General features: G+C 74.4%; 23 protein-coding genes and 1 pseudogene. 11 read left to right on the forward strand and 13 right to left on the reverse strand.

The annotated features are described in order from the left end of the window. The first annotated feature begins 41 nt into the window (after window positions 1–41). Together phoU and J116_RS30125 are read left to right on the forward strand one after the other, a co-directional pair. Entirely contained in the window at window positions 42–722 is a 681-nt protein-coding gene (gene phoU, locus J116_RS12595) for a phosphate signaling complex protein PhoU (RefSeq protein WP_023587430.1), read from the forward strand. Between the two features lie 330 nt (window positions 723–1,052). Continuing rightward, window positions 1,053–1,202, forward strand: a complete 150-nt coding sequence (locus J116_RS30125) for a hypothetical protein (protein ID WP_162850453.1) — start codon at window positions 1,053–1,055, stop codon at window positions 1,200–1,202. An 84-nt stretch (window positions 1,203–1,286) separates the two neighbouring features. Here the strand turns inward: J116_RS30125 and J116_RS12600 are convergent, their stop codons facing one another. Continuing rightward, a complete protein-coding gene (locus J116_RS12600) occupies window positions 1,287–1,907 on the reverse strand; it encodes a hypothetical protein (protein WP_023587431.1) in 621 nt (206 codons plus the stop codon). Between the two features lie 17 nt (window positions 1,908–1,924). Here J116_RS12600 and J116_RS12605 point away from each other — a divergent pair, with 17 nt between their 5' ends. Both J116_RS12605 and J116_RS12610 read left to right on the forward strand, forming a co-directional pair. After that, window positions 1,925–2,431 (forward strand): HAD domain-containing protein, encoded by a 507-nt coding sequence (locus tag J116_RS12605; RefSeq protein WP_023587432.1) that lies wholly within the window; start codon window positions 1,925–1,927, stop codon window positions 2,429–2,431. Between the two features lie 276 nt (window positions 2,432–2,707). After that, the gene (locus tag J116_RS12610; RefSeq protein WP_023587434.1) at window positions 2,708–2,935 is read left to right on the forward strand and encodes a hypothetical protein; all 228 of its coding nucleotides are present in this window, start codon (window positions 2,708–2,710) and stop codon (window positions 2,933–2,935) included. Between the two features lie 193 nt (window positions 2,936–3,128). On the opposite strand, the gene J116_RS12615 is transcribed toward J116_RS12610, so the two are convergent. The 4 genes from J116_RS12615 to J116_RS12625 all read right to left on the reverse strand — a co-directional run bounded on the left by J116_RS12615 (window position 3,129) and on the right by J116_RS12625 (window position 5,484). Next, complete coding sequence (locus J116_RS12615) at window positions 3,129–3,350, reverse strand: hypothetical protein (RefSeq protein ID WP_028963990.1); 222 nt, start codon at window positions 3,348–3,350, stop codon at window positions 3,129–3,131. 95 nt (window positions 3,351–3,445) lie between these two features. Then, entirely contained in the window at window positions 3,446–4,369 is a 924-nt protein-coding gene (locus J116_RS12620; RefSeq protein WP_023587437.1) for an aminoglycoside phosphotransferase family protein, read from the reverse strand. 1 nt (window position 4,370) lies between these two features. Beyond that, complete coding sequence (locus tag J116_RS29900) at window positions 4,371–4,511, reverse strand: hypothetical protein (RefSeq protein ID WP_161492115.1); 141 nt, start codon at window positions 4,509–4,511, stop codon at window positions 4,371–4,373. Between the two features lie 211 nt (window positions 4,512–4,722). After that, a complete protein-coding gene (locus tag J116_RS12625) occupies window positions 4,723–5,484 on the reverse strand; it encodes a phosphoglyceromutase (RefSeq protein WP_023587438.1) in 762 nt (253 codons plus the stop codon). 165 nt (window positions 5,485–5,649) lie between these two features. On the opposite strand from J116_RS12625, the gene J116_RS12630 reads away from it, so the two are divergent. Beyond that, window positions 5,650–6,978 (forward strand): MDR family MFS transporter, encoded by a 1,329-nt coding sequence (locus tag J116_RS12630; RefSeq protein ID WP_235617342.1) that lies wholly within the window; start codon window positions 5,650–5,652, stop codon window positions 6,976–6,978. 194 nt (window positions 6,979–7,172) lie between these two features. Here J116_RS12630 and J116_RS12635 read toward each other — a convergent pair whose 3' ends face one another. Both J116_RS12635 and mshA read right to left on the reverse strand, forming a co-directional pair. Continuing rightward, entirely contained in the window at window positions 7,173–7,661 is a 489-nt protein-coding gene (locus J116_RS12635; RefSeq protein WP_023587440.1) for a type III secretion system chaperone family protein, read from the reverse strand. Then, a complete protein-coding gene (mshA, locus tag J116_RS12640) occupies window positions 7,654–9,000 on the reverse strand; it encodes a D-inositol-3-phosphate glycosyltransferase (RefSeq protein ID WP_023587441.1) in 1,347 nt (448 codons plus the stop codon). The genes J116_RS12635 and mshA overlap by 8 nt, the downstream gene beginning before the upstream one ends. 757 nt (window positions 9,001–9,757) lie before the next feature. Between mshA and J116_RS12645 the strand changes: the two genes are divergently transcribed. The 3 genes from J116_RS12645 to J116_RS12655 all read left to right on the forward strand — a co-directional run bounded on the left by J116_RS12645 (window position 9,758) and on the right by J116_RS12655 (window position 13,484). Further along, window positions 9,758–10,582 carry a class I SAM-dependent methyltransferase gene (locus J116_RS12645; protein WP_028963991.1) on the forward strand — a complete coding sequence of 275 codons (825 nt, stop codon included), beginning with the start codon at window positions 9,758–9,760 and terminating at the stop codon, window positions 10,580–10,582. A 359-nt stretch (window positions 10,583–10,941) separates the two neighbouring features. Beyond that, a complete protein-coding gene (locus tag J116_RS12650; protein ID WP_023587443.1) occupies window positions 10,942–12,006 on the forward strand; it encodes a C40 family peptidase in 1,065 nt (354 codons plus the stop codon). Window positions 12,007–12,248: 242 nt separating this feature from the next. Beyond that, the gene (locus tag J116_RS12655) at window positions 12,249–13,484 is read left to right on the forward strand and encodes a PP2C family protein-serine/threonine phosphatase (protein WP_023587444.1); all 1,236 of its coding nucleotides are present in this window, start codon (window positions 12,249–12,251) and stop codon (window positions 13,482–13,484) included. A gap of 465 nt (window positions 13,485–13,949) precedes the next feature. Here the strand turns inward: J116_RS12655 and J116_RS12660 are convergent, their stop codons facing one another. The 3 genes from J116_RS12660 to J116_RS12670 all read right to left on the reverse strand — a co-directional run bounded on the left by J116_RS12660 (window position 13,950) and on the right by J116_RS12670 (window position 15,524). Next, on the reverse strand, window positions 13,950–14,282 hold the full coding sequence (locus tag J116_RS12660) for a DUF2516 family protein (RefSeq protein WP_023587445.1): 333 nt from the start codon (window positions 14,280–14,282) through the stop codon (window positions 13,950–13,952). A 133-nt stretch (window positions 14,283–14,415) separates the two neighbouring features. Then, complete coding sequence (locus J116_RS12665) at window positions 14,416–15,060, reverse strand: hypothetical protein (RefSeq protein ID WP_023587446.1); 645 nt, start codon at window positions 15,058–15,060, stop codon at window positions 14,416–14,418. 62 nt (window positions 15,061–15,122) lie between these two features. Then, window positions 15,123–15,524 (reverse strand): helix-turn-helix domain-containing protein, encoded by a 402-nt coding sequence (locus J116_RS12670; protein ID WP_023587447.1) that lies wholly within the window; start codon window positions 15,522–15,524, stop codon window positions 15,123–15,125. Window positions 15,525–16,095: 571 nt separating this feature from the next. Between J116_RS12670 and J116_RS12675 the strand changes: the two genes are divergently transcribed. Beyond that, a complete protein-coding gene (locus J116_RS12675; protein ID WP_023587448.1) occupies window positions 16,096–16,851 on the forward strand; it encodes a DUF5710 domain-containing protein in 756 nt (251 codons plus the stop codon). Window positions 16,852–17,232: 381 nt separating this feature from the next. Here J116_RS12675 and J116_RS12680 read toward each other — a convergent pair. The 3 genes and pseudogenes from J116_RS12680 to J116_RS12690 all read right to left on the reverse strand — a co-directional run. Beyond that, window positions 17,233–18,078: pseudogene (locus tag J116_RS12680) on the reverse strand (sulfurtransferase); the annotation flags it as partial. Next, a complete protein-coding gene (locus J116_RS12685) occupies window positions 18,075–19,256 on the reverse strand; it encodes an ATP-grasp domain-containing protein (protein ID WP_023587450.1) in 1,182 nt (393 codons plus the stop codon). The gene J116_RS12685 and the pseudogene J116_RS12680, both read right to left, overlap by 4 nt. 273 nt (window positions 19,257–19,529) lie before the next feature. After that, a complete protein-coding gene (locus J116_RS12690) occupies window positions 19,530–20,282 on the reverse strand; it encodes a TetR/AcrR family transcriptional regulator (RefSeq protein ID WP_023587451.1) in 753 nt (250 codons plus the stop codon). 114 nt (window positions 20,283–20,396) lie between these two features. Between J116_RS12690 and J116_RS12695 the strand changes: the two genes are divergently transcribed. Together J116_RS12695 and J116_RS12700 are read left to right on the forward strand one after the other, a co-directional pair. After that, entirely contained in the window at window positions 20,397–21,572 is a 1,176-nt protein-coding gene (locus tag J116_RS12695) for an ATP-binding cassette domain-containing protein (protein ID WP_023587452.1), read from the forward strand. Beyond that, complete coding sequence (locus J116_RS12700) at window positions 21,565–22,317, forward strand: ABC transporter permease (RefSeq protein ID WP_023587453.1); 753 nt, start codon at window positions 21,565–21,567, stop codon at window positions 22,315–22,317. The genes J116_RS12695 and J116_RS12700 overlap by 8 nt, the downstream gene beginning before the upstream one ends.

The raw sequence follows: 22,317 nt of genomic DNA on the forward strand, positions 1-22,317 counted from the left end.
AGCCCCACCGGGACCCCGAGCGTAGTGAGAGAGGGACATCCATGCGGGACGCGTACCACGAGGAACTGGACTCGATCGGCGAGGGCCTCGTCGAGATGGCCAGGCTGGTCGGGTCTGCGATCGGGCGCGCCACGACGGCGATGCTCGACGCGGACCTGAAGCTGGCGGAGGCGGTGATCGCCGCCGACCAGAAGATCGACGACCTCCAGCACGACCTGGAGGCCCGCGCGATAGCGCTGCTGGCCCGCCAGCAGCCGGTGGCGACGGACCTGCGCATCGTCGTGACCTCGCTGCGCATGAGCGCCGACCTGGAGCGCTCCGGCGACCTGGCGCAGCACGTGGCGAAGCTGGCCAGGCTGCGCTTCCCGGACCGCGCGGTCCCGGGCGACCTGCACGCCACGATCCTGGAGATGGGCCAGCTCGCGCAGCGCCTGATGGCGAAGGCGGCGGAGGTCATCATCACCAAGGACGTCGACCTGGCGCTCCAGCTGGAGCAGGACGACGACGAGATGGACCTGCTGCACCGGACGCTGTTCCAGCACCTGATGGACGACCGCTGGAAGCACGGCATCGAGACGGCCGTGGACGTGACGCTGCTGGGCCGGTACTACGAGCGGTTCGCCGACCACGCGGTGTCGGTGGCGAAGCGCGTGGTGTACCTGGTGACGGGCGAGCACGCGGACGAGCTCCAGCAGCCGGAGACGCCGGTCGAGGGGGCGTAGGTCCCGCTGGGCGGGGGCGGGGCTCCGGCGGGGTTCGCCCGGCAGGTGGTGACCCGTACCGGCCCACAGAGGTACCGGCCCGCAGAGACGGCCCCAGGCGTGCACCGCGTCCGGGGCCGTACCGTTCCCTCGCCCCGTGCGCCTCATGGCTCCCATGGCTCCCGTGGCTTCCGTGGCTTCCGTGGCTTCCGCCGGCTCGGGGCGGCATTCGCCCGGTCGGGTGAACGCGGCCTCACTCCCGTGCGCCGTTGATGCGCCCTGTCTGCGCCCTCCCCGGTCGGCGTGCAATGGAGGGCGAGGCGACACAGGCCCCCCGCTGAGGAGGAAGCCATGGCAGATTTCCCCACGACCCGGTCCGAGCAGGTGCCCCCGGCCCACCCGACCCGCCTGCCGCTGCTCGGCGCCTGCGGATGCGGCTCCGGCTGCAGCTGCGGCTGCCAGTCGGGCGGTCCCTGCGCGTGCAGCGGCAGCTGCGGGTAGCGGCTCGCCGGGCGGACAACCACGGTCACGGTGGCGGACGGAGGCGACCATCACCGTGACCGCGCACGCTTCACGGCGTGCTTCCTACGCGCGTACGAGCAGGTCCAGCACCTGACCGCGCGTCCAGTGCCCGGCGGCCCCTGGGCGGGCCGCCAGGTACGCGGCGACGGCGGGAGCGCCCCAGGGCCCGGCGCCGACCAGGCCGCGCGCCAGGCAGCGCAGGTACGCGGCGGACGGCGCCCGCCACGGGACGGCGCCCATCCGCCACGGCGCGGTGAACGTCAGCATGGGCCGCCCGGTCAGGAACCCGAGGCACACCACGGTCTCGTACCGCCCGCTGCCCAGCACCTGCCGCCCGTCCCGCACGACGGCGGCGAGGTCGAGGTCCGTCCCCGCGTCCCGGTACATCTCCTGCGCGGCGATGTCGCAGAACTGCCCGGCGGTCACCAGATGGGCCCGCGCCCAGGCGGTCTCCCCGGCGGCGTACGGGTCGTGGAACGCCCGCCCGCCGCCCCACACGGGCGACCGGGTGGCGAAGTACACGGCCCCGGGCAGCAAGACGGCCCGCGACTCGCGAGGCGCCGCACCGTCCCGGCACCCGGGGTACGTCCGCGAGGCCCCCGGCGGGCGCCCGCCCCGCAGATAGCACTCCAGCCGCCGGGGCTCGGTGTTGGACCCGTAGGCCACGTACCAGACACCGTCCACACCTCTAGGGTGCCGCCATGACCACCCCACCGCCGGGCCGCCCGCTGCTCTTCCTGGACGTCGACGGCCCGCTCATCCCGTTCGGTGCGGGCGCCCGTGCCGGGGACGGCGCGCCCGTCCCGGACGGGGAGAACCCGCTGCTGGGCCGCCTGGACCCCACGGCGGGGCCGCGCCTGCTGGCGCTGGGCTGCGAGCTGGTGTGGGCGACGACGTGGGGCGACGAGGCGAACGAGACCATCGCACCGCGCATCGGCCTGCCGCGCCTCCCGGTCCTGGAGTGGCCGAAGGGCCCCGCGCACGGGGTGCCGCGCGGCGTGCACGCGAAGACGCCGCACGTGGTGGCGCGGGCGGCGGGGCGCCCGTTCGTCTGGGTGGACGACGAGATCACGGACCTGGACCGCCTGTGGGTGGAGGGCCGCCACCCGGGCCGGTCGCTGCTGCACCGCGTGGCGCCGGAAACGGGCCTGACGGCCGCCGACTTCGCCGTACTCGACGCATGGCTGGACGCCGCCCGCCCACGGTGAGGGGCGCATCGGGCACGCTCTCCGGCATGACCTTGCTCCGCGCGCTGGCGGTGCGCCTCCTCGTCGGGGGCGCGGGCGCCCTGCTCGCGACCCCAGGGGCGCGGGCCCGGACCACCTGCGCCTGGACACACTGACGGGTCTGGTGGCCGCTCAGTTCCTCACGGTCCCGCTGTCCCCGCTGGCCGGGGCGGTCCGGTCCCGCATGCGCAAGGGCGGGGCGTCCCGTGCGTACGATCCCGGCCTGGGCGGGCTGCTCGGGCCGCGGGCGTACCGGCGGTGGCCTGGGCGCGGGCGGTCCTGGCCTGGCTGGACACGGAGCCGGCCCCGGGCGGCGTGGGCGACCCGGACGGCGAGGTGTCGATCGCCCTGCCGGCCACCCTCTCGGGCGGCACCATGACGCTGGTGGGCATGGCCCTGCTCGCGTACGCCCTGAGGACCGGAACGCGCCCGAGCACCCGCACCAGCGGGAGCCACCGGGCTGGATCAGACCGCGCGCGCACCTGAGATGTGTCCGTCCGCGTCCTCGGACACAGCGCCCTCGTCCTCCCCGAAGTCCGGGGCCTGGAAGGGGTTCGTCGTGGGCGGCGGCATTGTCGCGGCGGAGCAGCGGGGTGCGCCTTCCAGCGCGGAGAACAGCGAGGTCAGTTCGATGGGAGGTCTCCCTTTTCGTTACGAGTCCCTGGGGCCTGTCGAGGCCCTAGAGCTTGGTCATCTTGGCGTACGGGCTCAGGATCCGCTCTTGCGTCGAGCCGAAATCCACGAGAGCCGCGATCCCTTCCTCGACGCCGAGCACCCGGCCGAGGCCGTACATGTCGTGCGTCACCTGGTCACCCACGGCCAGGTGCTTGGGAGCCGGCACGACCCGGGCTTTGAAGGGGCTGGTCGGCAGGTGCCGCTTCACTGCGGGAGGCTTAGTCATCGTCCCCAGTATGCGCGCGCGGCCCTCCCCTGCGCTGCCCCCAGCCCACGTCGCCTTCACCACAGCCCCGGCCCGAGCGCCTCGGAGAGCATGGATCACCGGTGGACCAGCGCCCTCGCGACCGTGACGGAGGCTGGGGCGAGGGCGGTCGCGCCGTCGTCGATGTCCCACAGCGAGTTCTGCAGCAGCCGCCCGAGTGTCCAGCCGGTCGCGCGTGCGCGGTCCAGGCCGAGGGCCTCGGTGAGCAGGTCGAAGCGGCGCCGCACCACGCGCACGGCACCGTTCCTCACCACGACGTCGTCCCACCTGCTGTCCAGGGCGGGCCACAGGTCGAAGCCGGGGTCCCCGGCGAGCGGCTCGGGGTCGATGGCGAGCCACGGCTCACGCCGCGCGGCCAGAACGTTGCCGTAGTGCAGATCCCAGTGCAGCAACCGGTCTCCGGGTTCGCCGACCAGCTCGGCCACCGCCGACGCCCAGCCGCGCAGGAGCTGCCGGTCCGCCGGGTCGGCCAGAGCCGCCACCGCCTGGGGAACCCGCTCCAGCATCCCGGTGGCGATGTCACCGAGGCCGCGCAGTCCCCGCGGCGCGGGTACGCGGACCAGCCGGGCCTGAAGCCCGGCGAGGATGCCCATCGCCACGTCGTCGTCCTCGATCGAGGTCAGCGTGCGGGAGGCGTCCAGCCGCTCCAGCAGCATGGTGCTGCTTTCAGGATCGTGGTCGAGCAGCCGCACCATCCCGTCGCCGTTCCAGGTACGCAGCCCGATGAGCGCGGCGGTCGTCTCCTCGCGGGGCATCTGCAGTCTGAGGGCCGCGCGCGTGCCGTCCTTCCGCCGCACCGGCAGCACCAGCGAGGCCTCCCCGGCCGCGGCCGTGCCGTCCCGTCTCAGCTCCCAGCGCTCCAGGAACTCCGCGGCGAGACCAGGCAGCCGGGCGATCCAGGCCCTTCCTTCCTCACCGAAGCCCCTGGCGTACGACACCGCCAGGGACCGCGGCACCTCAACCGCTTCCCACGCACTCACCTCATGCGCCCTTCGACGAGGAGTCCAGCGCGTCGGCCGCGTGCGGCTCGGCGAGCAGACGGCCGCGCGACTGGACGACTGGACGGCAACCGAACTCCAGCCGCTGTGCCGACAGTTGTCGGCTGATGTCGCGGTAGATCACCTGCAGGATGCCCCGCGGGCACAGCGGGCCGCCATGTGTTCTGCGACGACCCTGCGCTCCAGGGCGTGGGCGCAGGTGCGGTGTGGAGACGGGGGGCCGGAGCCCGGGGGGCGCACGGCCTCATCGCCCTGACGGCCCACGGGCGGCAGCGGAGCGCGCAGATGCCCCCTGCTGGCGAGAGCCCGCAGGCAGGGGGCATCTCCGTGGGCGGTTACTTCTTCTTGCCCTGGTTCTTCACGGCTTCGATGGCGGCCGCGGCGGCTTCCGGGTCGAGGTACTTGCCGCCCGGGGTGACCGGCTTGAAGTCGGCGTCGAGCTCGTAGTACAGCGGGATGCCCGTCGGGATGTTCAGGCCCGCGATGTCGGTGTCCGAGATGCCGTCCAGGTGCTTGACCAGGGCGCGGAGGCTGTTGCCGTGGGCGGCGACCAGGACCGTGCGGCCGGCCAGCAGGTCGGGGACGATGCCGTCGTACCAGTACGGCAGCATGCGGACCACGACGTCCTTCAGGCACTCCGTGCGCGGGCGCAGCTCCGGCGGGATCGTGGCGTAACGCGCGTCGTTGGCCTGCGAGAACTCGCTGTCGTCGGCGAGGGCCGGCGGCGGGGTGTCGTACGAGCGGCGCCAGAGCATGAACTGCTCCTCGCCGAACTCGGCCAGTGTCTGCGCCTTGTCCTTGCCCTGCAGCGCGCCGTAGTGCCGCTCGTTCAGCCGCCAGGAGCGGTGGACCGGGATCCAGTGGCGGTCGGCCGCCTCCAGAGCGAGCTGCGCCGTGCGGATCGCGCGCTTCTGGAGGGACGTGTGGAGTACGTCGGGGAGCAGACCGGCGTCCTTGAGCAGCTCACCGCCGCGGACCGCCTCCTTCTCGCCCTTCTCGGTGAGGTTGACGTCCACCCAGCCGGTGAACAGGTTCTTCGCGTTCCACTCGCTCTCGCCGTGGCGGAGGAGGATCAGCTTGTACGGTGCGTCGGCCATGCGTACGAGGTTAATGGACGCCCCCGACACCCGGACGCTTGACGGTCCCCGTCAATTCACTGGCAGCCGGGGCCGTCACGCTCGTAAGTTCCGGGTAAGCAGGAAGCCACTTACGGGGGAGCTCGCGTGTCCATCGTTCCGCTCATACGATCAGCCCGGCGCACCGTGTCCGGGCTCCCCGGGGGCTTCTGGTGGCTCTGGTTGTCCACGCTGGTCAACCGCACGGGCGCGTTCGTCCTGACGTTCCTGTCGCTGTACCTCACTCAGGAGCTGGGCTTCTCCGGCTGGTACGCGGGCCTCGTCGTCGCCCTGCACGGGCTCGGCGGCATCGCCGGGTCACCGCTGGGCGGCATGCTCAGCGACCGGTGGGGGCGCCGCCCCACCATGGTGACCGGGCACCTCGCGGCGGCGGCCTGCGCGGCGGCGCTCGCGTTCGTGACCAGCCCCTGGGCGGTCGCCGCGGTGGTGCTGCTGATGGGCGTCGCGATGCAGTCCGTACGGCCCGCCATCGGCGCCACCATCGCCGACCAGGTCCCTGAGCACGACCGGCGCCGCGCGTACGCGCTGAACTACTGGGCCCTCAACCTCGGTTTCGCCATCGCCGCGACCGGCGGCGGCGCCGCCCTGTTCCTCGGCTACCGCACGCTGTTCCTGCTGGAGGCCGTCGCGACCGCGCTGTGCGCGCTGATCGTGTTCGTACGGCTGCCGGAGACCCGCCCCGACGCGCCGGTGAACGCCGACGGCAAGCGGTCCGCCGAGTCCCGGCTGACCACGCTGGACGTGCTGCGGGACGGGCCCTTCCGGACCCTGGTCCTGCTGAGCCTGCTCGTGTGCACCGTCTTCAGCACCCCGTGGGTCGGCCTGCCGCTGACGATGACCTCCCAGGGCCTCGACCCCGAGTCGTACGGCGTGGTCATCGCCGTGAACGGCGTCGTCATCGTCGCCTTCCAGCTGCTCGTCAACCGCATCACCGAGAAGCGCTCCCCCGTCGCGCTGCTCGTCACGTCCGCGCTGCTGTTCGCGGTCGGCACGGGCGCCACCGCGCTGGCCGGTTCGCCGCTGGTGTTCGCGCTGACCGTGGTCGTGTGGACGGTCGGCGAGATGGTCTACATCCCGGTGAACGCCGCCGCGACGGCCCGCCTCGCCCCGGTGCACGCCCGGGGCCGGTACCAGGGGGTCATGGGCATGGCGTGGTCGATCGGCGGGTTCGTCGCGCCGGTCACCGCCGGATGGGTCGTGGAGGGCCCGGGTCCCGCCGTGCTGTGGCTCGGCTGCGCCGCCGTCGCGCTCGTGGCCGCCGCCGGGTACGCCCTTCTGCTGCGGCGCGCCCTGAGCGGCGACGAGCCCGAGGGGGACGCCGGGGCGGGGAAGACCGGAGCGGGGGACGGTGTTGGTGTTGGTGCCGGGGTTGGTGTCGCCACCGGTGCCGGGATGGATGCCGGTGCCGGGGGCGCGTCCGTCGTCGGCAAGAAGGGTGAGGTCAGCGCCGTATGACGGATGCGTCGGACGGCTGAGGACTCTGGGGGCGTACGGACACGGGGGTGTCGTACGCCCCCAGTTCGCGCGTCGGCGCCTGATTGGCCGGTACCCGGCCACTCCTGACGGGCCGCCACAGGCCTGCGGTAAGGCGCCTCGCCGACGTGGCCGTACGCCATGCGCCGTTGAGGGCGTTGAGGGCGTAGACGGCGTTACTTCGACGGCTGCGTCAGGTGGCTGAACGCCTCGAGGTTGCGGGTGGACTCGCCGCGCGAGACCCGCCACTCGTACTCCCTGCGGATCGCCGACGCGAAGCCCATCTCCAGCAGCGTGTTGAACGCCCCGTCCGCCGCCTCCAGGACGGAACCCATCAGGCGGTCCAGCTCCTCGGCCGTGACGGCGGACAGCGGGAGCTTGCCGGTGAGGTAGATGTCGCCGAGCGGGTCCACGGCGTACCCGACCCCGTACAGCTTCAGGTTCCGCTCCAGCAGCCAGCGGTGGACGGCGGGCTCGTTCTCCTCCGGGTGGCGGATCACGAATGCGTTGAGGGACAGCGAGTGGTTGCCCAGGCGCAGCGAGAGCGTGGTGGACAGCTTCTTGGTGCCGGGCAGCGTGACGACGTACGAGCCGGGCTCCGGTGACTCCCAGGCCAGGTCGGCGTCGCGCAGTGCGGACTCGATGATCTGCTGTGCGTCAGCCATGGGGCGAGCGTACGCGACGGCGGTGCGCGTGCATGGCAGCCGCGTACACCTCCGCCGTGGCCGACGCAGCCCGGTCCCAGCCGAAGGACCTCGCGTGACGCGCGGCGGCGTCGCCGAGGCGGCCCGTGAGGTGCGGGTCGGCGGCGAACCGGGCCAGTACGCGCGCGTAGTCGGCCGGGTCGTGGCCCTCGACCAGGAACCCGGTCTCGCCGTCCCGTACGGCCACCGGCAGGCCGCCGACAGCGGCCGCCACGACGGGCGTGCCGGTCGCCTGGGCCTCGATGGCGACGAGCCCGAACGACTCGCTGTGGGACGGCATGACGAGGACGCTCGCCGCGCGGAACCAGTCGGCCAGCTCCTGCTGGGCGACCGGCGGGTGGAAGCGGACCACGTCGGCGATGCCGAGCTTGGCGGCGAGCTTCTGCAGGCCCTCCGGTTTGGCGAGACCGCTGCCGCTGGGCCCGCCGACGACGGGTACCACCATGCGGGTGCGCAGGGACGGCTCGGCTTCGAGGAGCCGGGCGGCGGCGTGCAGCAGCACGTCCGGGGCCTTCAGCGGCTGTATGCGGCCCGCGAAGAGGGGTACGAAGGCGTCCTGCGGCAGGCCCAGGCGGGCGCGTGCGGCGGCGCGGCCGTCGGCGGGGCGGAAGCGGTCCAGGTTGACGCCGGGGTGGACGACGGCGACCTTCGCGGGGTCGGCGTCGTAGTGGTGGATCAGTTCGTCGGCCTCGCCGGACGTGTTGGCGATCAGCCGGTCGGAGGCCCGTACGATCTGCGTCTCGCCGATCACCCGGGCGGCGGGCTCCGGCGTGTCGCCCTCGGCGAGCGCGGCGTTCTTGACCTTCGCCATCGTGTGCATGGCGTGGACGAGCGGGGCGCCCCACCGCTCGGCGGCGAGCCAGCCCACGTGGCCGCTGAGCCAGTAGTGGGAGTGGACCAGGTCGTAGTGGCCGGGCCGGTTGCGGGCCCACGCGCGCATGACGCCGTGTGTGAAGGCGCACAGCTGGGCGGGGAGGTCCTCCTTGTTGAGCCCCTCGTAGGGGCCGGCCTCGATGTGCCGTACGAGGACGCCGGGCGCGAGCTCGACCGAGCGGGGCAGGCCGCCGGCGGTGGCGCGGGTGAAGATCTCGACCTCGATGTCGATGGCGGCGAGACGTTTCGCCAGCTCGACGATGTAGACGTTCATGCCGCCCGCGTCGCCCTTGCCGGGCTGGTGGAGCGGGGAGGTGTGGACGCTCAGCATGGCGACCCGCCGCGGCCCGCGCCGGTGCCGCCCGGGCAGCCGGAGCCGTGGCGGCGGTACCAGGGTGCCGGCGAACCGGGACACGTACTGGCTCACGTCGTCGGTCCTTCCGCTCAGGGACAGGTCGGGCGCGGCATGGCGAAGGAGAGGCCCGAAGCTCCTCTCCGCCCGGCACAACAGCGGAGGGGGACGGTTTCATTTCCGCTTTACCAATTCATTACGGGGGTGGGTGCGGGCCCGGCGGACGGGGGCGTCGGGCGGGGTACTGCGGGCGCCGGGAGGGGGCGCGGGGGCCCGGGGCGAGGTGGGGTCCCCGGTGGCCTGACGCCTGCCTGGGGCGGGCGGGCACGTCGCAAAGGGCTCGGGGCCTCGCGCGCGGGGGCGGGGGCGGGGGCGGCGGTGGGGTTGCCTCGGCCATGGTCGCGCAGGGCGGCAAGGCCGCCTTCGGGCCGACGGTGGGCGGGGACGCCCTCCACAGCCGTCGGCGTGCGGGCGTGGCGGGGTACGGCGGGCGCCGGGAGCGGGGGCCCCGGGAAGAGGCCGCACGCGGGCCCGGGGGCGGCCCGGGGCGCCGACGGTGGCGGCGGGCGGGCACGCCGGTCGGGCGGGGCGTCGTGGCGGGTGGAGTCGCACGTTGGGGCGGCTCCCGTCGGGCGGGGCGGGCCGCAGGGGCGGGCGGGCGCACCAAGAAGGTGCGGACGGGAGTGCGGGCACCCGGCAGCAGGGGGCCGGGACAGCCCGGAGGGAGTCACCCGGCAGCGGGGGCGGGGACAGTCTGCGGGCGGGCGCCCGACGGCAGGGCGGGGCGGTGGAGCCGGATGGGCCGTTCCGGAGAACGTTTACGCTCGTGGGCATGGCTCCGCGTATGACACGCCCTGTCGGGAGTCCCACGCGCGGGACCACCAACCCCAACCGCCTGCGGCGCATGGACCGCTGGATCGCGGACGCGCACGGCCCGGCCCTGCGGCGCGCCGCCGTACCGCCGGTCGCCGTGGACCTCGGGTACGGCGCCGCCCCCTGGACCGCCGTGGAGCTGCTGGACCGCCTGCGCCGGGACGCCGACCCGCGCGCGCGGGTGGTGGGCGTGGAGATCGACCCGGCACGCGTGGCCGCCGCCCAGCCCTACGCGCGCGAGGGCCTGTCGTTCGCGCACGGCGGCTTCGAGGTGCCCGTCGCCGGGCCCGTGGACCTGATCCGGGCGGCGAACGTGCTGCGCCAGTACGACGAGGAGCAGGTCCCGGACGTGTGGGCGCGCCTGTGCGGGCGCCTCACGCCGGTGGACGGCCTCCTCGTGGAGGGCACCTGTGACGAGATCGGGCGGCGCCACGTCTGGGTGGCGCTCGGGTCCGAGGGGCCGCGCACGGTGACGTTCGCCACGCGCCTCGGCTCGCTGGACCGCCCCTCCGACCTGGCGGAGCGGCTGCCCAAGGCGCTGATCCACCGGAACGTGCCGGGCGAGCCCGTGCACGCGTTCCTGCGGGACTTCGACCGGGCCTGGGCGGCGGCCGCCCCGTACGCCTCGCTGGGCGCCCGGCAGCGGTGGATCGCGACGGCCTCGGCCCTGGCGGCGGACTGGCCGCTCAGCGGCGGGCGGCGGCGCTGGCGGCAGGGCGAGCTGACGGTGCGCTGGGACGCGCTGGCGCCTCGCGGCTGGGTCGCGGCCGCCCCACAGGCGTAGGCAGAAGTACGCAGACGTACGCAGCCCCACTCGGGCGTACCTGGGCCCATATGGGCGTACATGGGCGTACGTGGCGGACCGGGCCTCGCGGACCACCCGCACCGGCTCCCTCGCGAGCCGCCGTCGCGGCCGCCCGGGATGGAGCACGGGGGCCGCTCCGGCGCAAGTACGCCCTGTGGAAAACCGGCGTGGTGGCGCCAATGGCCCCCAGCCTGTGGACGGACGGCAGGACCCCCTGCGCGACCCTGTTACTTTCGCCAGTGACATGGCACGATCGCCAGCGGCACCCGAAGTTACTGACGGTAAATCAGATGGGGTGCGGTGCCGCCTGGTCGGTCGAAGTCCGGAGGGGGAAGCCTGTGAACCGACGCCGTCGCGTCATCATCGCGATCACCGCGGTGTGCGCCCTGACCGTTCTCGCGGCCCCGGCCCACGCCGCGCCCGCGCCCACACCCGCGCCGACACCCGGCGCGACCGCGCAGCAGCCGAAGAAGAGCCTGGAGGAGGTGCGCGCCGAGATCGAGGCGCTGTACCGGCAGGCGGCCTCCGCCACCGACGCGTACAACCTCGCGGAGGAGCAGGCGAAGAAGCAGTCCGCCGAGATCGTGAAGCTGTCCCGGAAGATCGTGGACGGCCAGGCGAGGATCGACGAGCTGAAGCGGCGCGCCGGAGCGGCCGCCCGCGCCCAGTACCGCAACGGCGGCATCCCGGAGGAGGCGAAGTTCGCCCTCGCCGACGACCCGCAGGTGTTCCTGGAGGGCGCCAACCGGCTCGCGCAGGGCCAGAAGGCGACCAGGGACCTGCTGGCGGAGCTCCAGCAGCGCCAGGAGGACCTGGAGACGTACACGAGGGACGCCAGCGCCGAGTACACCCGCCTGGAGGCCAACCGGGCGCGGCAGGCCAGGACCAAGAAGCTGATAACGGAGAAGATCGCCGCGGCGGAGAAGCTGGAGTCACAGCTGGAGGCCGCCGAGCGGGAGCGGCTGCGGCGCCTGGAGCGGCAGGCGCAGCTGAACGCGCAGACGAAGTGGCTGGCGTCGGGCGCCCTGAAGGAGATCAACCGCAGCGCGAGCGAGCAGGGCAGGGCGGCCATCGAGTTCGCCATGGCGCAGGTCGGCAAGCCGTACGTGTGGGGGGCCGAGGGGCCGGACTCGTACGACTGCTCCGGGCTCACGCAGCGGGCGTGGGGCGCGGCCGGGCGCGGCATACCGCGCACGTCGCAGGAGCAGTGGCGGCTGCTGCCCCGGGTGGCGGTCCAGGACATGCGGCCCGGCGACCTGATCATCTACTTCGATGACGCCAGCCACGTGGCGATGTACATCGGGGACGGCGCGATGGTCCACGCCCCGCGCCCGGGCCGGCACATCACGGTGGCGGGAGCCGGTTCCCTGCCGATCCTGGGGGTCGTCCGCCCGGACAAGTAGCAGCATTCCGGGCAATTCGGTTCGGAGAGCGCCCCGGTGGGCCGCAGGACGGGTGGATCGCGCCGCTCACGTGATGTTTCTCATGAGGGGGTGGCCAACTACCTCCCCTTGCGCGGCATATGCCGGGGACTCATCGTTGATCGCCATTCCGTTCGGGCGCCGGGTGCCGCTATGGTCCCCGTCGGCGGGGCGTCGTCCGGCGCTCCACCGCACCCTCGGGGGGAGGGAAGGAAACCGAACCGATGCCCGTACCCGCGCCCCTGCCCGCGCAGCGACAGAGGGTCAACGCCCTCGACGTGTCGAGCGGCGACCTCACCCTGCTGGTGATCGCGGACGACCCTGCGGGCACCTTCACCGTCCCGGAGCTGATCGACGCCGCCGGTGGCCGGGTCCGCATACGCACCGCGCGGAACCTCACGGAGGCGGAGCGGCTGCTCACCGACGATGTGCACTGCGTCCTGGTCGATCTCGACCTGCCGGCCGACGCGCGGCGCGGTGACGACCCGCTGTCGGCGCTGCGGCACGTGCTGCGGGTCGCCCCGCGCCACGCCGTGCTGGCCCTGGCGACGTCGGAACGCGCGGAGCTGGCGGCGGAGGCGGTACGGGCGGGCGCGCAGGACCGGTTGTTCCGCGAGGAGCTGGACGGGCCGCTGCTGAGCCGGGCCATCCGGTACGCGGTGGAGCGCAAGCGGGCCGACTCGGTGCAGGTGAAGCTGGCCGAGTCGCGGCTGCGGGCCCAGGAGAACGCCCGGCTGGAGCGGGGGCTGCTGCCGACGCCGCTGCTCCAGGGCTCGGACCTGCGGTTCGCGGCCCGTTACCGGCCGGGGCGCTCACGGGCGCTGCTGGGCGGTGACTTCTACGACACGGTGCGCACCCCGGACGGGACGGTGCACGCGATGATCGGCGACGTGTGCGGGCACGGGCCGGACGAGGCCGCGCTCGGCGTGGAGCTGCGCATCGCGTGGCGGGCGCTGACGTTCGCCGGGCTGTGCGGCGACGAACTGCTGTCCACGCTTCAGCAGGTGCTGGAGCACGAGCGGGAGAGCGAGGAGATCTTCGCGACCCTGTGCACGGTGGACATCGCGCCCGACGGGCGGAGGGCCGGGCTGTGCCTGGCGGGGCACCCGGCGCCGCTGGTGGCCCGCCCCGCGCAGGGCGCCCAGCTCCTCCCGTACGAGGACGGCGGCCCGGCGCTGGGTCTCCTGCCGAACGCCCGCTGGCCGTGGCGGCAGGTGGAACTGGGCGGGGTGTGGAGCCTGATGATGTACACGGACGGTCTGATCGAGGGCCGCTCGGCGGGCCCCGGTTCGCCGCGCCTCGGCCAGGACGGCATGGTCGAGATGGTCAACCGCCAGCTGGCCCGCGGCCTGGCCGGCGAGGAACTCCTGGAGGCCGCGGTCGCCGAGGTCCGCCATCTGAACGACGGCGAGCTGACGGACGACGTGGCGGTCCTCCTCCTGGACCGAGCCGCTCGCTGACCGGTCGCCCCCGCGCCTCGCTCCGGCTCATGGCCGGTGCGTGTCGGATGCGGCGTGGCTGGGCCGATGGCGGCGCGCGGGCGGCCCGGCGGTGGCTGGGGAGGGCGGGGGCGCCCGGAAGGCAGCAGGGGGCGGAGCGGCGCGTCCGCCTTGTGCGGCGGCTGCCTGTACTGGCCGGTGGCGGAAGGTGCTCGTCCCGGGCCCCGACGGGGGGCGCGGGGCACGTGCGGGACGCCGGGAACGCGGCAGCTGCCTACGGGCGGTGCCCGCCTGCCTCTCGTGCGGGTGGCGGCGCGGGCCCGGCCGGTGCGCGGCACGAACCCGGCCGGTGGCCGCGATGCTTCGGCGCGGGTGGCGGAGCTTACGGGCCGGTGAGGCGGCGGCACGGGCCCGGGGGCGGGCGGCTTCCGGCGTGCGGGGCGTGGGACCGGGGCGGCCGGGTGCGGTGGGCACCCGGGCTGGGGGTCAGCGACCGCCGTTGTACGGGCCGTAGGGGCCGTCGCTGCTGGAGCCCCGGCGGCCGCCGCCCGAGACCTGGCGGAGCGCCGGGCGGACGTCCACGAGGAACACGATGCTCGCGATCAGACCGGCCAGCTGGAGGACCAGGAAGCCGATGAACAGGTCAACGGCGACCGTGACGCCCAGGATGATCAGCCAGAACGACTTGGTCTGCTTGTCCGCCGCCCGGTAGGCGTCCTCACGCGCCAGGGCGGCGAAGACCAGCGCCACCAGGGCGAACCCGAGCGTCGCGAAGAAGAACAGCGTCCCGATCATCGAGTTGAAGCCGGACATCAGCATGGTGAGCACCGCCTGGTAGGTGGATGGAGCGCCTCGCGGCCAAGGTACCCGTACAACGCTCCGACAACCGTGAATGTGCCCGGCCGGGCCGCGCACCGGCTCGGCGGCGGCCCGGGCCGGGCGGTGGTTCCGCTCACTTCTGGTCGGTGGTGCCCGACGGGGCGGTCTTCCGGGCGGCGGCCCTGCGGGCGGCGCTCTTGCGCGCGGCGCCCGTGGCCTTGGCGGCGGTGGTGGACGGGGCCTCGGTGTCGTCGGCCTTGTCCGCCTGTTCCCGAGCGGCGGGCTCGTCGGTCCGCTCGGGGCCGGTGGTCTTGTCGGTCTTGTCGGTCTCGTCGGCCTTGGTGGTCTTGTCGGCCGGGGCCGGGTCGGGCTCGACGGCGATGGCGATCTCGGTGATCTCCTCGGCGGCCTCGCCCCGCCACGCCTTGACGGTCTGCTCGCCGTGCTCGGCGACCTTCTCGTACGTCTCGCGGGCCCGCACCGCGTACTCGGTGGCCACGCCGACGCCCCGCAGGGCCAGGCCCTGAGCCGTCTCGCCCAGCTTCTTCAGGTCCGTGTCGAGACCGCCGACCAGCTCGGTGAGCTTGGCCTGAAGCGTCGTCTGGGCCTCCTTCGCCTGGGCGGCGACCTTCTCCTGGACGACCTTCGGGTCGGTGTTGCGCACCGCGTCCAGCTTGGACGGGGCCTCCGCCGCGATCTTGCGGGCCTGCTGCACGGCGAGGTCGGCGGTACCGGCGGCGAAGTAGAGGGGCGTACGCAGCTCGTCGATGATGGCCATGGTCTGGTGGTCCTCCCGTGTCGCGGGTTCGTCGCGCGGCGGTGCGCGCGAGCGTCGCGGAGTCAGAGTTCGGTAGATCCTGTGCCTGCTCCGGCATCACCGGTGGCGTCGGCCGAGTCGAGCGCGTTCTCCTTGCGGAAGGAGTCGTAGATCTGGAGCAGCACCTGCTTCTGCCGCTCGTTGATCGACGGGTCGGCGAGAATGGCGGCCCGCGTCTCCAGTTCCTCGCGGTCCCGCTCGTCGAGAATCCCGGCCCGCACGTAGAGCGTCTCGGCGGAGATCCGCAGCGCCTTCGCGACCTGCTGGAGCACCTCCGCGCTCGGCTTTCGCAGCCCGCGCTCGATCTGGCTCAGGTACGGATTCGACACCCCGGCCGCCTCCGCGAGCTGCCGCAACGACAGCTGCGCCGTGCGCCGCTGCTCGCGCAGATACTCGCCGAGATTGCCGACGTTGAGTGATGCCATGCCCTGATGCTGCCTCATCTTCGCTAACAATTGCAAGCGTTCGCTAGCACCGGTTACACACTCCGGGGCCCCCGGGAACCTCCCGACGCCCCTTCAGGGTGCCTTCCCGACCGTCACCGTCACACCGCCTCCGCCTCCGCCTCGGGTTCCGGGGACATGGCGCCCGTGGGTGGTGCGTAGACCGGGAGACCCGGGCGCCGTCCAGGGCGAACAGGGCCATGGCGGCCGCCAGGACCCAGAGGCCCTCCGTGAGGCGAACCATCCGACCGTCGGCATGAGGACGGCGGCGCCCAGGCCGATGGCGAGCAGCCGCAGAGAGGCCGTCTTGCCCTTGACGTCGTCCTCGGCCCGTCGCCGGAGCGAGATGAGCAGCCAGGTCAGGCTGTTCAGGTCGGCGAAGCCGGCCGCGAAGAAGGCCAGGAAGTGCGCCGTGGCCGACCGGGTCCGCTCGTACCGGTCGAGCCCTGCGTCTTTCCGCGACTGCCGGGATCTGAGCCGTGCCCAGGCGGGCTGTCCGAGGCGTGCCGGTGCGTGCCAGCATGGGCGTCGGACGCCAACGGGGAGGAACGGCATGGCGGTTGAGCGGCTCTGGTTGGACGTGCCGTACGCGGAGAAGGACGCGGCGAAGCAGGGCGGAGCGCGGTGGGACCCGGCGGTCAAGCGCTGGTACGCGCCCCGGCCGGGGATGGCGGAGCTCGCACGGTGGGCCGCCGCGCCGGACGTGCCCGACCTGCTGCCCGGGGAGGACCGGAGCCTGGGCAGCGGGCTGTTCGTGGACCTGGTGCCGCAGACCTGCTGGTTCACCAACGTCCGGTCATGCGTGGACCAGAAGGACTGGGAGCGGCTCCGCCGGATGATCACGCGGCGGGCCGGGCGGCGCTGCGAGGCGTGCGGGGCCGCCGAGGACCGCGAGCGGCGCCGCTGGCTGGAGGCCCACGAGCGGTGGACGTACGACGAGGCGGCGCGCGTGCAGACGCTGAAGCGGCTGATCTGCCTGTGCACCGACTGCCACACGGTCACGCACTACGGATACGCCCAGGTCAGGGGCGTCGAGGCGGAGGCGTTCGCCCATCTGGTGAAGGTCACGCGCATGTCGTCGGCGCAGGCGCGGGAGCACATCGCGGCGGCGTTCGAGGTGTGGGAGCGGCGCTCGCGGATCGCCTGGGAGCTGGACCTCGGCATCCTCACCGACGCGGGGATCACGCTGGCCCCGCCGCCCGGCGCGACGGACCGGGCACGGGTGTCCGACGCCACGCTGCGGGCCGAGGGACGGCCCGCCGTCCCGCCCGCCCGCCGCCCGGACTCCGGACGCGCGGGGTGGCGTTGACCCCCGGCGGGTGGCGCGGGAGCATCCGGGCATGGACCTCTCCGACGACGGGACGCCCCTCGCGGCCGAGTGGCAGGATGCCGCCAACAACGTGTGCGGCGTCCTGCGCGGTGGCCACCCGCCCTACGCCGCCGGGCGCTTCGTCCGGGCCGGGTGGCGGACGCGGTCGTCGTCCTGGGCGGGTACGAGGTCGAGACCTCATGGTGCCGCGTCGAGCTGGAACCGCTCGGCGACGGGGACGGCGTCCTGCTGAACCGGGTCGTCGAGCCGCGACGCCTGGACGAACTCGCCGCGCTCCTGGGGTCGTTCGGTGTCCCGTTCGGGCTCGAACTGTACGACGACGGGGACGCGCTGGTCCGGGAGCTCGACGGGTGACCCCGCCCGGCCCCGCGCCACCGGCAGGTCCGACGGGCTCCCCCAGTCGCTCCACGAACCGTCGTACACCGCGAGGTCCCCGTACCCGGCCAGCTCCGCGCCCAGGGCCAGGACGCACGCCGTCACGCCCGAGCCGCAGCTGAACACCAGCCGCTTGTCCCCCTCCCCCACCAGGGGCGCGAACAGCGCGCGCAGCTCGGCCACCGGGCGCATCCGCCCCGCCCCGTCCAGCAGCTCGCCGAACGGCAGGTTCACCGCCCCGGGCATGTGCCCGCCGCGCAGCCCGCTACGGGGCTCGGGCTCCGTACCGGCGAAGCGGCCGCGCGTCCGGGCGTCCAGCACGCCAGCGCCCGGGTCCGCGAGGGCCTCCGCGACGGCGCCGCTCCCGACGAACCACCCGTCGCGCGGCCGGGCCGTGAACCCGCCCCGCACCGGGGCGGCGGCGGCCGGGGCGGCGTCCTCCACCGGCAGCCCCGCCGCCGCCCAGCCGGGCAGCCCGCCGTCCAGTACGGCCACCCGGTCGAAGCCCGACGCGCGCAGCATCCACCAGGCGCGGGCGGCCGAGTAGATCCCGGCCGCGTCGTACACGACGACCGTGCTCGTGTCGTCCACGCCCAGCTTCCGCACCTCCTCCGTGAACCGGTCCGCGTCCGGCATCGTGTGCGGCAGCGGCGCGTCCGGGTCCGACATCGGGCCGTCGATGTCGAAGCGCAGCGCGCCCGGGACCCGCCGGGCGACCGCGCGACGGGCGCCCACGGACGCGTCCAGGACGACCTGTCCGGCCGCCCCGAGCCGCTCCCCCAGCCAGTGCGGGGAGACGAGCGGGCCGGGGAGGTGTTCACAAGGGTTCATGTGCCTTCTTCCTCGGGGGTGTGCGTGGTGACGGTCCCGCGCGACCTGAGCTCGTCGACCGCCGCCGCGCACGCGTCCGCGCCGTCCGCCGTCAGCAGGGCCATGCCGAGCCGGTCCGCCGACGACCGGAGCGGGGTCACCGGGTCGCCCGGCTCCACCGGCACGTCCCAGTGTTCGAGGCGCCACGCGGTCGGGGCGGGTGGCGGGGCGACGGCCGTGACGCGGCCGGGCGGCGCCGTGACGAAGACGGTCGCCGCCGCCACCGCGCGGGCGGGCTCCTCGCACGGGCCCACGCCGACCGGCCAGCCGAGGGCGGCGCGCCGCCAGTCGACGCCCCGGGTGAGGCGTACGAGGTCGGGGATGCCGTCGCCGCCGGGGCGGTTGTGCGTCTCGATCACGGTGACGCGGTCGCCGTCCACCTTGACCTCGGTGTGGGCCGGGCCGTCGGTGAGACCGACCACGTCGAGCAGTTCCGCTACCGCCCGCTCCACGCGTCGCCGCCCGGAGGCGTCCAGCGACGGCGGCGGCATCAGATGGGCGACCTCCACGAACGCCTCGCCCTCGGTGCGCTTCTCCGCGATGCCCAGGCAGGTGTGGCGCCCGCCCGAGGACAGCGTCTCCACACTGAACTCCCGCCCGTGGACGTACCGTTCGAGCAGGGTCGCGCGGTTCCGTCGGTCGTCGGGCAGGTCGCCCGGGGCGCGCAGGAGCATGACGGCGTTGCTGCCGGTCCCCGCGACGGGCTTGGCCACCACCGGTGCGCCCGCGCGTGACGGACCGAACAGCCGCGCCACCGCCTCGGCGTCGTCCCCCGCCGCGAACGGCGGGTTCAGGTGCGGGGCCGCCCGCTCCAGTACGCGCCGCATCTCCAGTTTGTCGCGCGTCGCCCGTACGACCTCCGGGGGCACGCCCGCCGCCCCGAGGCGCCGCGCTGCCGAGGCGGCGGGTTCGAGGCCGAGTTCGGTGAGCGAGACGACGGCGGCCGGGGCCAGCGGGCGCAGCACCTCGTCCACGAACGCCCGGAACGTCGGGCCGTGCTGGTAGTCGGCCGTGAGGTGCGCGGCGGCGGGTACGCCGAGCGGGGCGGCGCCCGGCAGGCGTACGTGGACGACCTCGACGGGCAGCGTGGCCGCCGCCCGGGCGACCGCCGCGTCGGCGCCGAGGACCACGAGCGTCACGGCGCCCGCTCCGGGGCGCGCACACGGCCGGCGCGGTGACCGTACCCCCACTCCACACGGCCGATCGTAGCCGCCGGTACGCGGCCGGAGGGGGCGTACGACCGCCTTGCCGGGGGCGGTTGGTCACGGGGCCCGACGCCGGGCCGGGACGGCGACCGTGCGCCGGGCGACCGTGCGCCGGGACGGCGACCGGGCGGCCCCGCCACGGTGACCGGGCGGCCCCGCCACGGTGACCGCCCGCCCGCCGCCGGGCCCTTCGCGGGCCCGGCCGTCTCAGCGGTCCAGCCGCTCCACCAGCACCTGGACCCCGTCCAGCAGGCGTTCCAGGCCGAAGCGGAACTCGTGGTCGGGGTCGTCGGGACCCTCCATGACGCCGGAGTCCAGCGCCCGCGCCACCGACGGGTACCGCTCGGGGTCGGCCAGGAGCCGCAGCGCGCGGCCGTAGCGGCCCATGACCTGCTCGGGCGTATCGCCCGTCGCCGCGGCCGCCGCGTCGATGTCGGCCATCAGCCGGGTCTCGTTGCGCACGAACCCGCCGATCAGCAGGACCACCGAGATCTTGGCGCCCTCGTCCAGCGGCGTGTCCGTCATCGCCGCCATGCCGGTCTCCCACCACGCCACCGAGTGCGGCGTGACCGGCGGGCCGGAGACGGGGACGTGCAGCACCCACAGGTTCCGCTGGAACATCGCGCGCTGCGCCCAGGCCCAGGCGGTCAGGGCCTCGCGCCAGCCGGTGCCGGGCGGCGGCGGGTCGGGGGGCGCGCCGATCGCGGCGTCCTGCATCAGCACGTACAGCTCGTCCTTGGAGCCGACATACCGGTACAGCGACATGGTGGAGACGCCGAGTTCCTTCGCGACCCGGCCCATGGAGACCGCCGCGAGCCCCTCGGACGCGGCCACCACGACCGCCGCGTCCACGATCCGGTGCACGCTCAGGCCGGGCCTCGGCCCCTTGGCGGGGCGTTCGCGCAGGCCCCAGGCGGCTTCTAGGCCGGGCGTGAGCCCCGTGTCGCCGCTGTCCGCCACCGGCTCACCCCTCCTGGACTCCGGCCCGCGCACCGGGCCGCTTGACGCCCATCCTAGTAATGCGTAACCCTTACGCAGTAGCGCGTATGTCATACGCAGTAAAGGGGGAGATCCATGCCGGGCAGCACACCGAGCACCTTCCACAGCCGCGAGAGCACCGTCGGCACCGGGGAGACGGGGACCGCCGTCGAGGCCGTCGGCCTCCGCAAGTCGTACAAGGACCGCCCCGTCCTCGACGGTCTCGACCTGCGCGTGGAGCGGGGCACCGTCTTCGCCCTGCTCGGCCCGAACGGCGCCGGGAAGACCACCACCGTCCGCGTCCTGGCCACGCTCACCCCGCCGGACGGCGGCAGCGCCCGGGTCGCCGGGTACGACGTGGTGGCCGAGCGGGCCCGGGTGCGAAGGGCCATCAGCCTCACCGGGCAGTACGCCGCCGTGGACGACCTCCAGACGGGCGCCGAGAACCTGCGCATGATGGCCAGGCTCTCGGGGCTGTCCCGCCGGGCCGCCCGCCGCCGCGCCGCCGAACTGCTGGAGCGCTTCGGCCTCGACGACGCGGGCGGCCGCCGCGCCGGTACCTACTCGGGCGGCATGCGGCGGCGGCTGGACCTCGCGGCGGGCCTCGTCGGGAAGCCAGAGGTCGTCTTCCTGGACGAGCCGACGACCGGCCTGGACCCGCGCAGCCGCCAGGAGCTGTGGCAGGCGGTGCGCGACCTGGCGGCGGGCGGGGCGGCCGTGTTCCTCACCACCCAGTACCTGGAGGAGGCCGACCAGCTGGCCGACCGGGTGGCCGTCATGGACGGCGGGCGCGTCGTCGCCGAGGGCACGGCCGAGTCGCTCAAGTCCCGCGTGGCGGGCCACCGGCTGGATCTGGTGGCCACCGGCGCGGAGGCGTACGGGCGCCTGGCGGAGCGGGCGGGGGCGCTGGTCTCAGGAACGACCCTCACCAGGCCGGGTACGGCACCGTGCGGGACGTCCCTCACCGGGCCCGGCACGGCCCCGACCGGAACGACGACGCCCGCCGGGCCCCGAACGGCCTCGTCCGAACCGGCCCTGCGCCACTCCCCCGGCGACCTCACGCTGGGCCTGCCCACCGACGGCACCGCCCCGCAGGTCCGGGCGCTGCTCGACGCGCTCGACCCCGGCGGCACGGACATCGCCCGCTTCTCCCTGCACACCGCCACGCTCGACGACGTGTTCCTGACGCTGACCGGCACGCCGTCCAGCACCGCGTCCACCACCGCGACCACCGCCGCGACCACCGCTTCCGAGGAGACCAGCCGTGTCTGACGCCGCCCTCACCCTCGTCGGCCGGGGCATCCGGCTCAGCCGCCGCAACATCGACGCGCTGATCACCGCCATGGTGCTGCCGGTGATGCTGATGCTGGTCTTCGTCTACTTCTTCGGCGGCGCCATCGACACCGGGACGCGCACCTCGTACGTGACGTACGTGGTCCCCGGGGTGCTGCTGCTGTGCGCCGGGTTCGGCGCGTCCACCACCGCCGTGCGGGTCAGCGAGGACATGAAGGCCGGGATCGTGGACCGGTTCAGGTCGCTGGACGTGGGCGCGACGCCGATCCTCGCCGGGCACGTCGGGGCGAGCCTCCTGCGGAACGTGCTGTCCACGGGGCTCGTCATCGGCGTCGCGCTCCTGATCGGCTTCCGCCCGGAGGCCGGGTTCGCCGGGTGGGCGGCGGCGCTGGGGCTGCTGTTCGCGTTCGTGCTGGCCGTGTCGTGGCTGTCGGCGGCGGCCGGACTGCTGGCACGCACCCCGGAGTCGGCGAGCGGGTTCACCTTCTTCATGATGTTCCTGCCCTACCCGAGCAGCGCGTTCGTCCCGATCGACACGATGCCCGACTGGCTGCACGGCTTCGCCGAGCACCAGCCCGTCACCCCGGTCATCGAGGCGCTGCGCGGCCTGCTGCTGGACCAGCCGGCGGGCGACGCGCCGTGGACCGCGCTGGCGTGGTGCGGCGGTCTGCTGGCGGTGGCCCTGGGCCTGTCGGGGGCGCTGTTCCGGGCCCGCACGCGCTGA

Origin of the sequence: Streptomyces thermolilacinus SPC6, assembly GCF_000478605.2 — a bacterium.
Lineage (GTDB): Bacteria > Actinomycetota > Actinomycetes > Streptomycetales > Streptomycetaceae > Streptomyces > Streptomyces thermolilacinus.